The sequence below is a fragment of the Massilia sp. Root335 genome (assembly GCF_001425685.1).
GTDB lineage: Bacteria > Pseudomonadota > Gammaproteobacteria > Burkholderiales > Burkholderiaceae_D > Telluria > Telluria luteola.
On record NZ_LMCY01000037.1, the window covers coordinates 310279 to 321330 of the forward strand.

Annotated in this window: 9 protein-coding genes; 3 read left to right on the plus strand and 6 right to left on the minus strand. The window is 68.1% G+C overall.

The window, feature by feature from the left end:
* The first annotated feature begins 115 nt into the window (after positions 1–115).
* Both ASC93_RS20970 and ASC93_RS20975 read left to right on the plus strand, forming a co-directional pair.
* Positions 116–1462: an MFS transporter gene (locus tag ASC93_RS20970; RefSeq protein WP_056446945.1), complete on the plus strand. Its 1347-nt coding sequence runs from the start codon at positions 116–118 to the stop codon at positions 1460–1462.
* Positions 1463–1582: 120 nt separating this feature from the next.
* The gene (locus ASC93_RS20975; RefSeq protein WP_056446950.1) at positions 1583–3151 is read left to right on the plus strand and encodes an EAL domain-containing protein; all 1569 of its coding nucleotides are present in this window, start codon (positions 1583–1585) and stop codon (positions 3149–3151) included.
* 24 nt (positions 3152–3175) lie between these two features.
* On the opposite strand, the gene ASC93_RS20980 is transcribed toward ASC93_RS20975, so the two are convergent.
* The gene (locus ASC93_RS20980) at positions 3176–4543 is read right to left on the minus strand and encodes a family 43 glycosylhydrolase (protein ID WP_056446952.1); all 1368 of its coding nucleotides are present in this window, start codon (positions 4541–4543) and stop codon (positions 3176–3178) included.
* 152 nt (positions 4544–4695) lie between these two features.
* The gene (locus ASC93_RS20985; RefSeq protein ID WP_056446957.1) at positions 4696–5637 is read right to left on the minus strand and encodes a manganese catalase family protein; all 942 of its coding nucleotides are present in this window, start codon (positions 5635–5637) and stop codon (positions 4696–4698) included.
* A 279-nt stretch (positions 5638–5916) separates the two neighbouring features.
* Between ASC93_RS20985 and ASC93_RS20990 the strand changes: the two genes are divergently transcribed.
* Positions 5917–6495: a hemerythrin domain-containing protein gene (locus tag ASC93_RS20990; protein ID WP_056446960.1), complete on the plus strand. Its 579-nt coding sequence runs from the start codon at positions 5917–5919 to the stop codon at positions 6493–6495.
* 107 nt (positions 6496–6602) lie between these two features.
* Here the strand turns inward: ASC93_RS20990 and ASC93_RS20995 are convergent, their stop codons facing one another.
* The 4 genes from ASC93_RS20995 to ASC93_RS21010 form a co-directional block, all read right to left on the minus strand.
* Positions 6603–7343 (minus strand): LrgB family protein, encoded by a 741-nt coding sequence (locus ASC93_RS20995; protein WP_056446963.1) that lies wholly within the window; start codon positions 7341–7343, stop codon positions 6603–6605.
* A complete protein-coding gene (locus ASC93_RS21000) occupies positions 7336–7734 on the minus strand; it encodes a CidA/LrgA family protein (protein ID WP_056446966.1) in 399 nt (132 codons plus the stop codon). Before ASC93_RS21000 ends, ASC93_RS20995 begins: the two co-directional genes overlap by 8 nt.
* Before the next feature lie 89 nt (positions 7735–7823).
* Positions 7824–9830 carry a methyl-accepting chemotaxis protein gene (locus tag ASC93_RS21005; RefSeq protein WP_056446969.1) on the minus strand — a complete coding sequence of 669 codons (2007 nt, stop codon included), beginning with the start codon at positions 9828–9830 and terminating at the stop codon, positions 7824–7826.
* Positions 9831–9844: 14 nt separating this feature from the next.
* The gene (locus ASC93_RS21010) at positions 9845–10681 is read right to left on the minus strand and encodes a TorF family putative porin (protein ID WP_082548216.1); all 837 of its coding nucleotides are present in this window, start codon (positions 10679–10681) and stop codon (positions 9845–9847) included.
* Positions 10682–11052 lie beyond the last annotated feature (371 nt).

Here is an 11052-nt window from a genome sequence, read left to right on the forward strand (position 1 = left end):
TGCTAATGTAACGCCAACGGCGTGCGTTTGGCGATTGGACGTTTTGTCCTACCCTTTTCCGTATTGCAGCATTTCAGAGGGTCCAGAGGCCGTCGGCTGATAAGGAGACGAAGACATGCAAGGCACCCATAATACTTACGGCGACGTAGGCGCTGCTCCCGTCACAGCACCCCACTCCGGGGCCCGGAACATCAACACCCGCGACACGAAAATCGCGCCGGGTGAGATCGCGGTCGGCGTCGTCATCGGCCGCGCTTCCGAATACTTCGACTTCTTCGTCTATGCGATCGCCTCGGTGCTCGTGTTCCCCGCCGTGTTCTTCCCGTTCGCCGACCGGCTGGAGGGCACGCTGTATTCCTTCGCCATCTTCGCGCTGGCGTACGTGGCGCGTCCGATCGCCTCACTTGTCTTCATGGCAATCCAGCGCGCCTATAGCCGCGAGATCAAGCTGACCATCGCCCTGTTCCTGATGGGCTCGGCAACAGTCGCCATCTCCATGCTGCCCACGTATTCCCGCTGGGGCGAGTGGTCCATCATCGCCCTCGCGATCCTGCGCATCGGCCAGGGCGTCGCCCAGGGCGGGTCGTGGGACGGGCTGCCGTCGCTGCTGGCCCTCAACGCTCCCGAGAACAAGCGTGGATGGTACGCCATGTTGGGACAACTTGGCGCACCGACGGGATTCATCATCGCGGCGGGGTTGTTTTCCTATCTGATGGCCCAGTTGTCGCAGGACGATTTCCTCGTGTGGGGCTGGCGTTATCCGTTCTACGTCGCCTTCGCGATCAACGTCGTCGCGCTGTTCGCCCGCCTGCGCCTCGTCTCGACGCCGGACTATACCCACCTGCTCGACGAGCATGAACTGGACCCGGCCCCGGCCCGCGAAGTGATCGGCAACCAGGGCACGAACATCGTCATCGGCGCCCTCGCCGCGCTGTGCAGCTATGCGCTATTCCACCTCGTGACCGTGTTCCCGCTGTCCTGGATCCAGCTGTACGACACCCGCTCGATGGCCGATTTCCTGCAGGTGCAGATCATGGGCGCGGGCCTGGGCATCGTCGGCGTGCTGGCGTCGGGCCTCATCGCCGACAAGTTTGGCCGCCGCAACACGCTGGGCACGCTGGCCGCGCTGATCGCCCTGTTCTCCGGCTTCATTCCCACGCTGATGGATGGCGGCGTGACAGGCCAGAACACGTTCATCCTCGTCGGCTTCCTGCTGCTGGGCCTCTCGTACGGCCAGGCCGCCGGCGCCGTGACGTCGAACTTCCTTCCGCAGTACCGCTACACGGGCGCCGCCCTCACCTCCGACCTCGCCTGGCTCGTGGGCGCCGCGTTCGCCCCGCTCGTCGCGCTGGGCCTCGCCGCCAACTTCGGGCTCGGCTACGTCAGCCTGTACCTGCTGTCCGGCGCCGTCGGCTCGCTGGCCGCGCTGAGCCTCAACCGGGCCCTGGAGATCCGCGACTGAGCCTCTGTTCAATCACAGAGTGCATGCCCCGGTCGCGCCGGGGCATTTTTTTTGCGCGCGCGGGCGCTGGGGATATACTGGTCTCCGACCGATAACCGGCAACGGGGCCACGGAGGAGCGATGCCGAGAAGGACAACGTTCGGCCTGACCCTCCTTGCCGCGGCGCTGGCGGCCGGCGGTCCGCCCTGGCTCGCGCTGCAGGAAGCGCGCCGGCAGGCCTACGAAGGGGAAGCCGGGCTCGCCATGAACTATGCACGCGACGTGCTGCACCGGTCGGACGAGACGTCGCGCCAGGCATTGGAGGCGATCGCGCTGCTCGAACGCACGGGCCTGGCGTCGTGCACGGCGGCCGCCCGCGCCAGGATGCGCGAGATCGACCTGACGTCGAGCTACATCCAGGCGATCGGGCACCTGAGCGGCGACACGATCGAATGCTCCTCGCAGGGCGGTCCGCCGGTCCCGCTCGGCGACCCGTCGTTCCGCAGCTCGCGCGGGATCGCCCTGTACGACGTCGTGCCGCTGGTCGAAGGCGGCCCGAACCCCTTGCTGGGCCTGGCGCGCGACGACGTGATCGTCCTCGTGCACCGCGACCTGCCGCTGGATATCTGGACGGCCGTGCCCGGCGTGTCGCTGGCCATCGTCCACCTGGAGCGCCACCGGTTCACCATGGCGCGCGGGCCGGTCGACCCGGCCTGGCTCGACCGGCTGGGGAACCGCAACGACACGACCTTCATCGCCGGCGGCCGCCTCGTGACCATCGTGCGCTCGCAACGCTACGTGACGATGGCCGCCGTCGCCGCCGTGCCCGTGCGCGCCCTGCAGGAGCGCATCCGTGCCGCCACGCGCCGCCTGATCCCCGCCGGCCTGTTCGGCGGCCTGGCCGCGGCGGCGGCGATCCTGTTGCTGGCGCGCCAGCAGATGTCGATGGCGGCGTCGCTGCGCCACGGGCTGCGCCGCGGCGAATTCTTCCTGCTCTACCAGCCGCTCGTCGACCTGCGCAGCGGCGCGTGCATCGGCGCCGAGGCGCTGCTGCGCTGGCGCCGTCCCACCGGGGAACTCGTCGGGCCCGACCTGTTCATTCCGGTCGCGGAACAGTCGGGCCTCATCACCCGCGTGACGGCGCGCGTGCTCGACCTCGTCGAACGGGACGCGGGCGAGTTCCTGGCGCGCCACCCCGGCTTCCACATCGGCATCAACCTGTCCCCCGCCGACCTGCACTCGGACGCCATCGTCCGGCGCATCGACGTCCTGCTGGAGCGCACCCGGGCGCGCCCCGCCAGCCTGCTCGTGGAAATCACCGAGCGCGGCTTTCTCCACCTCGACGCCGCCCGCCCCGTCGTGGCGGCCCTGCGCGCACGCGGCGTCGAAGTGGCGATCGACGATTTCGGCACCGGCTATTCGAGCCTGTCATACCTGGAGACGCTCGACCTCGACTTCCTCAAGATCGACCGTTCGTTCATCGAGGCGATCGGCACCGGCGCGCCGACGCGCCAGGTCGTCGGCCACATCATGGCGATGGCGCGCACGCTCGACCTGAAAATGATCGCGGAGGGCGTCGAGAGCGAAGCGCAGGCGGATTTCCTGCGCGCGCATGGCGTGCTGTTTGCGCAGGGCTGGCTGTTCGGGCGGCCGATGCCGTTCGCCGACGTCGCCCGCATGGCGGCGGACGCCCGCGCGAGCGCCGCGTGAATCAGCCCCGCACCGGGACCCGCATCACCGGCGCAGCAGCGACCACTGCTGGTTGCTGCCGCCGTTGGACGGGTACTGGATGATCTGGGCGCCGTCCGCCGTGCTCTTGTTCTGCACGTCCAGCACCATGCCGGACAGCCGGTTCGCCGCGGTGTAGTAGCCGGACGCCGGGCTGGCGAAGCGCCATTGCTGCCCCTGCCCCGCCCAGTAACCCCATTGCGCGATGTTCGTGCCGGCCGTCGTGGAATTGTCGTAGTCGTCCAGGCTCTTCAGGCTGTTCGCGTTGATGACGCTGTAGTAGCCGTCGCCGTGGCCGATCACGTACCACTGCTGCTGGCGCGCGTTCGTGTCCGTCGATTGCTGCACGAGCGCCCCGTCGGCCGTCGACGCGCCGGCCACGCCCATCACCTTGCCGGACAGGCGCGACTTGAACGCATAGACGCCGTCGCTGATGCCGCCGCAGCCGGAGAAGTCGGTGAAGTTGCGGGTCAGGACCGGCCAGCCCGAACTGTAGGTCATGCGCTGGATGTCCAGCTTGGGATTGCCGTTGTCGGACAGGTCGTAGTAGTGGGTCGAGACGAAGTGGCAGCCGTCCTGGCGCAGGTCGGCGATGTGGCCGGGGCCCCGGTATTTGCCGTCGGTGACGGGCAGGATCGTGCGGGTGCCGGAATACGGGCCGCGGATGTTCGTCGCCCGCTGCACTTCCACGTAATAGGTGGAGCTGGAACCCTTGCAGCAGCTGCCGCGGTTCACGAACAGGTAGTAATAGCCGCCGTCGCGGGTGATGTACGGCGCTTCGATATCCTTGCCGCCGCCGCCCCAGACCGTCGTCACGCTGCCGGCCAGCTTGCCGGTCGACTGGTCGATCTCCGCCACGCCGATGCCGCCGAAGAACGAGCCGTAGCTCAGGTAGACCTTGCCGTCATGGTCGCGGAACAGCGCGGGGTCGATGGCGTTGATCTCGGCGCTGCCGCCGTACGACTGCACGACGATGCCCAGGTCCTGCCAGCTCGGGTTCTTCAGCGATGCGCTGCGCGCCACGCCGATGGCGGACGACGAGGTGCCGAACGTGGACACCGAGTAGTACATATAATAGTAGCCGTTCATCTGGATCAGGTCGGGCGCCCAGAACGAACCGGAGAAATTCGGAATCTTTTGCGCGATCCAGGACGGATACGTCGAGAACACGGGCCCCGGCCCGCCGGTCCAGGTCTTGAGATCCTTCGACGTCGAATACCAGATGCCGGTGCCCGTCGTGAAATTGAAATACGTGTCGCCGTCCTTCGTGATCGTGCCCGGGTCGTGGGCATTGGTCACGCCCGCCAGGTCGATCGCCCCGGCCGACGCGCAGCCGAGGACGAGGCAGCAGGCTGCCAGCAGCTTCTTGAACATGTCATCTCCTGTCTTTTATATATTTATTTCAATGGATGAACCCACCGACCAGCTTAGGCAAAGCGGGGCGGGCTCACCAATGAAATAAAACGTCCGTGCGATTCCGATTTCGGTATCGCACGGCGACAGGAAACGCCGGCGCGCGGGCGCCGTCAGTGCAGCGGCGGCGAGCCGGGGCTGGGTTGGCCGCCCGGGCTGACGGTCCTGCCGTCGGCGAGGGTCTGGTTGCCCATGCCCAGTTCGGCGCCCGTCGTCGGATCGACATTCGGGTCGGACATGGTGCGCTCGGCCATCTGCTTGAGGATGTCGATGTCCCTGGCCGGCAGCTTGACTTCCGCCTCGCCCGAGCCGCCATCGACGGCCATCTGCTTGTCGCGGTCGGTGACGAAGTCCCAGTTCTCGCCCTGGTTCCACGCGCCGCGCGCCTCACCCGGGCCTTGCGACATGTTGTAATAGGTGTTGGCGAAGCGCGGGTCGCCCGGCATTTTGCCCGGAGGGAAATTCGGCGCGATGGCGTACAACGCTTTTTCGAACGACTTCTGGTGCGCGATCTCGCGCGTCATCAGGAAGCCCAGCGCCTCCTTCACGCCCGGATCGTCGGTCAGCGCGATCAGGCGCTCGTAGACGATCTTCGCGCGCGCCTCGGCCGCGATGTTGGAACGGAGGTCGGCCGTCGGCTCGCCGATCGTATCGATGTACGCCGCCGACCACGGCACGCCGGCCGAGTTGACGAGCGCCGGGCCGCCGCCGTACAGCACCTGCGTCACGTGGCTGTCGTTGCCGGCACCCTGGATCTTGCGATACAGTTCGGCCTCGCCGTCGACGGCTTCCGCCAGCTCGCCCTTGGCGCCCTTGTTCAGCATGGCAACGATGTGGCCGATGATCTCGAGGTGGCTCAGCTCCTCCGTCGCGATGTCGAACAGCATGTCCTTGCGGCCCGCATCGTCCTCGCCGACGGCCTGGGTGAAATAGCGCATGGCCGCCGCGAGTTCGCCCTGCGGGCCGCCGAACTGTTCGAGCATCAGGTTGGCCAGTCCCGGATTCGGTTCACTGACGCGCACGGTGTACTGCAAGCGCTTGTTGTGTGCAAACATTCCGATTCCTCCAGTGGTGGTTGGGATGACCGCGCGGAACGCGTCCTGCGTCACCGCGCGGCTCGCAGCCATCATCGCAGCGTTGCGGAACACAGTAATCAGAAACGAAGCCGTGTCTGTGTAGGAGTGGAGGCGACAGCCTGTCGAGTGATTGCCGGCCTGGGCCGGACAGCCCATGCGTCATCGGCCGACATGACCGTGCGGCGGCCTCCTACGCGGCGGCTCTGGCGCCGGCACTACCATGCATCTATCCGCCCCCACAGCCCACAGGAGACGATCATGTTTTCCCTGAAAAAACTCAGTCCGTCCATTACCGACATGATCCGCTTCGATCACTCGCACGTCATGGTGACGTTCCACCAGTACACCCGCGACAAGCGCCCGAGCGTCAAGAAGGCGCTGGCCGAGACGATCTGCGACGCGCTGGAGATCCACGCGACGCTCGAGGAAGAGATTTTCTATCCCGCCATCCGGCCGCGGGTCCACGACGAGAAGGTCATGGACAACAGCGTGCCGGAACACGACGAGATGCGGGCCGTGATCGCCGAACTGCGGCGCACCGAGCCGACGTCGCCGCGCCACGACGACCTCGTGTTCGAACTCATGCGCGACGTCCAGCACCACGTCGCCGACGAGGAAACCGTGCTGCTGCCGGACGCCGAGCAGGCGCTCGGCAAGGACCGCCTGTCCGAGCTCGGCGCGCAGATGACGAAGCGCCGCCTGGAACTCGTGACGCCGAAGGCCGGCAAGATCGCCGCCAACACGGCCGTCGGCTTTTCCGGCAGCACGGCCGCCATCGTCGTGGGCGTCGCGAGCGCCCTGTTCGCGGCCCGCGCCTTCACCCGCAAGTCCGCCTGACCGTCGTTTTCCGCAGCGGCGCAAGCCGCCTGCGCTCCCCCGGCACGGCGTGACCTCGCGCCTGCCCCGCCCGCAATCGCGTCCGCGCGTGGTTGCGGGCTTCTACTTTATTGTCCCATCCAGCCGAGCAGCAAAGGCACCAGCCATGGCGCCAGCAACGCCGTCAGCACGCCGTTCATCCCCATGCCGAGGCCCGCGTAGGCACCCATCTCGGGGCTGACCTGGAACGCGCGCGCCGTGCCGATGCCGTGCGACGCCACGCCCAGCGCCAGGCCCTGCGCCGCATGCGACTCGATGCGGACGAGCCGCATCAGGAAGCGCGCCGTGACGGCGCCGAAGATGCCCGTGCAGATCACGAGGACGGCCGTCAGCGCGGGCACGCCGCCGAGGTGTTCCGACACGGCCATCGCGATGGGCGTCGTCGCCGACTTCGGTCCCAGCGAGCGCGCCAGCTCCGGCGATGCGCCCATCAGCACGGCGATGCCGACGGCGCTGACGATCGCCGTCACGCAGCCGCACAGCAGCGCGCACGAGAGAGGAAACAGGCTGCGGCGCAGCCGCGGCATCTGGCGCGCGAGCGGCACGGCGAGGGCCACGGTGGCGGGACCGAGCAGGAAGTGGACGAACTGGGCGCCGGCAAAATAGCGCGGGTACGACATGCCGCTCGCCGCCAGCACGAGGCTCACGAGCGCGATCGCGATGGCGACCGGATTGGCGAGCGGCGAAAAGCCGCAGCGCGCGTACACCCATTGCGCAAACACGTAGGCGCACAGGGTGACGGTGAGGCCCAGCAGCGGGGAGGCCGACAGGTAGACCCAGAAGTGGGTGAAGTCCTGGAGGTTAAACATCGCCGCCTCCCCTTTGGCGAGCCGGCGTCAGCGCATCGCCGCTCTCGCCCCGCCGGTCGGCCGGCGTCAGCGCCTGCAGCACGAGCGCGGTGACGGCCAGCGTCAGGAGCGTGCTGCCGACGACGGCCGCGCAGATGGCCAGCCAGTGCCCGCTGCCGCTGGCCGCCGCCACGACGATGCCGACGCCGGCCGGCACGAACAGCAGCGACAGGTGGCGCAGCAATTCGTTCGCGCCCGCCTCCACGACCTCGTGCAGGCGCGGAAACCCGACGAGGGCCGCGAGCAACAGCAGCATCCCGGCGACGGGCCCGGGAACGGGCACCTTGAACAGGAATACGAATCCTTCCCCGAGACACTGGAAGACGAGGAGTACGGCAAACGCGAGCAGCAAGAGACCTCCGGCGATGGCATGCGGCCACGAGCGGCCGCGATCACCGAAGGATAGCAGTTATGGCCGGCGCCGCGGCGGCCGCACGGGACTCACGCCGCCGCGAGTGCCTTCCTGGCCGGCGGTGCGCCGAGGGCGGGACGCGCCGGCGCGGCGGCCGCGCCGTCGAGGCGGAACTGGCCCACGAGCGACACGAGCAGGTCGGCCTGCTGGTGCAGGCTGTCGGCCGCGGCGGCCGCCTCCTCGACGAGGGCGGCGTTCTGCTGCGTCGTGCCGTCCATCTGCACGATCGCCTGGTTGACCTGGCCGATGCCGGTGCTCTGTTCCGCGCTGGCGGCGCTGATCTCGGCCACGATGTCGCTCACGCGGCGCACGCTGGCGACGACGTCCGCCATCGTGCGGCCCGCGTCCTGCACGAGGGCGCTGCCCGCTTCGACCTTGCCGGAGGCATCGCCGATGAGGGCCTTGATCTCCTTCGCCGCGCCGGCGCTGCGCTGGGCCAGTCCGCGCACCTCGCTGGCGACGACGGCGAAGCCGCGGCCCTGTTCGCCGGCGCGCGCCGCTTCGACGGCCGCGTTCAGGGCGAGGATGTTGGTCTGGAACGCGATGCTGTCGATCACGCCGATGATGTCGACGACCTTGCGCGACGCCGTGTCGATGGCGGCCATCGTCTCGACGACTTCCGCCACGACGGTGCCGCCGCGGCGGGCCGTATCCGATGCGGACAGGGCGAGCTGGTTGGCCTGGCGCGCGTTGTCGGCGTTCTGCTTGACGGTCGACGTCAGCTGCTCCATCGACGCCGCCGTCTCTTCCAGCGCGCCGGCCTGTTGTTCGGTGCGGCCGGACAGGTCAATATTGCCCTGGCTGATTTCGACGCTGGCGGCGGCGACGCTGCCCGCGCTTTCGCGCACCTGCACGAGCACCTGCTGGATCTTGGTGACGAAGCCGTTGAAGCCGGCCGCGATCAGCGCCAGCTCGTCGCGCCCGCGCGCGTCCAGGCGGGCGTTCAGGTCGGCGTTGCCGCTCGCGAGGTCCGTCATGGTGGCGCCGAGGACGCGCAGGGGACGGGTCAGGCGGCGCTGCACGGCGACCATCACGATCGCCGCCACGATGGCGCAGATGAGCGACGCAAACAGCGAATAGCCCATCAGCTGGCGCGCGCTGGCCGTCGCCTCGCTGTGCGGGAACGACAGCTTGACCGCCCACGGCGCGATGTCCGGATGCAGGCGCAGGGGTTCGATCAGGTGCTCCATGCCGGCGCGGTCGACGTATTCATAGCGCTCGCCGGCGCGCACGGCCGCCAGCGCGGCGGGCGGCAGGTCGTCGGCCTTCTTGCCGTTCCTGGCCGCGTCCGGGTGGCTCGCGTACAGGCCGCCGTTCGAGATGAGCGACAGCCGGCCGCCGGCCAGCACCTTGATGCCGCCGAGGATCTCGCCCAGGTGCGTCAGCTGGAAATCGGCGCTGGCCGTGCCGCGGAACTCGCCCTTGACGAGGATCGGCGCGACGAGCGACGCCATCATGACGTCCTTGCCGTTGACCGGGTACGAATACGGCTCGGTGAAGAATACCTTGCGCGTGCGCTTGGGCACGTCGTACCAGTCGTTGGCGCCCGGCGTGGTCGGCCACACGATCGGTTCCACGTGCATGGTGCCGTCCGCGTTGCGCGTGTAGTAAGGCATGTAGCGCCCGGTGGCGTCGTACTCGGGGCCCTTGCCTGCATAGTCGGCATCCTTGCCGTCCAGCGCGTCCGGTTCCCACGTCACGGCGCCGCCGATGAAGTCCTTCGCGCCGCGCACCGTTGCCTGGGTCATGGCGGCGATCTGCGGCCTGGCCGGGGCGATGTCGGCTTCGCGCAGCGCGCTCATGGCGCCCGCGAGGTTGGCGACGGCGCCGAGTTTCGAGCCGAGTTGCGCCTGCACGGCGGCGGCGGCTTCGCGCGCGGACGTGCGCGCCAGCTGCATGCTGGCGTCTTCGGCGTTGTCGCTGCTGCGCACGGCAATGACGGCCGACGTGACCGCGAGGCTCAATACGACGAGCGTCGTGGCCGTCGCGCAGATCTTCGCCGTCAGCGACAGCGACGACAGGGGGTTGCGGCTCATGTTCTCTCCTCGGGTCAGAATTTGCGGGTCAGCGACAGCACGACGGCGCGGCGCGCCACGTTCGACACCGCAAGGCGGCCGTCGGCGCGCGGGACGCCCGTCGTGTAGCGGTCGTAGACGCCGCTCGCGCCGATCGCGCGGGTATAGTTCACGGCGACGGTCCAGCCGTCTTCCAGCTGGCGGGTCAGGCCGGCCTTGAGGTCGCGCCAGTTCCAGATGTCGTTGCCGCTGCCGGCCACGCGGCCGTCGCCGGCATGCAGGTTCAGGGTCAGCGTCTTCGTCAGCGGATGGTCGGCGCCGACGTCCAGGTAGCCCGTGCCGCGGGCATTCTGGATGCCGAAGAAGTCGTGGCTGAACGTGTAGTTGTAGCGGGCGTAGAACGTCTTCCAGCTGACGCCGGCGGACAGCTCGCCATAGTCGAACGCCGTGTCCGTGGCCGTGATGCGCGCGCCCGGATACTTGTACCAGTAGACCAGCGCGGACCAGCCGACCGGGCCGGCCGTGCCGCTGTAGCCGCCGTACAGGTCCCATTCGACCGAACCCTTTTCGATGAAGCGGTCGCTGACGTTGATGACGGACGTGCCGGCCGACCAGCCGCTCGGGTGCGTGTAGTCGATCGCGGCCATCGCGGCCGGCCCGCCCCACGTCTGGCGGATGCCGCGCGAGATGTATTGCGAGCTGACGGAGACGGTCGCGCTCAGCGGGCTGTCCGCCGCCGGGGCCTCCGCCGTGATCGGTGCGTCCGCGGTCGCCTCGGCGGCATGTACGCACGGACCGGCGGCCAGCAACAGGATAGTCAACGGGGCGATGCGCCGGATCGGCGCAAGCGCCGGTCTGAGTCGGGAGCTCATGGTGTCGGGAGGTCGGTTGTGACCGGCGCGGGACGCCACCTCGGAGATGGGCCTGGACTGGTCGGTTGTCGAAATTCGGTCGGCATTGATGCCGTACGGAAATTCTAGTGCCTGCTCAGCCGCTTTTGCTTACAAACTGGAGGGAAATTCGAGGAAACCGTCGAAATGCGACGCGCACGCAACACTCAGATATTTGTCTGGAAATGAAGTGTACGAGCGTTCTTGGAATACTTTTAACGCCTGTGGTTGAACGCGTGGGCACGGGGTGCCCACCCTACCCGCCGGAAGAGCCGGCGTTTTTTGTAGCAGTAGATACCGTCTTGTGCGTCAAGCTTCACATGGCGTAATTCGGGTCATATGGCCTGCCTGAG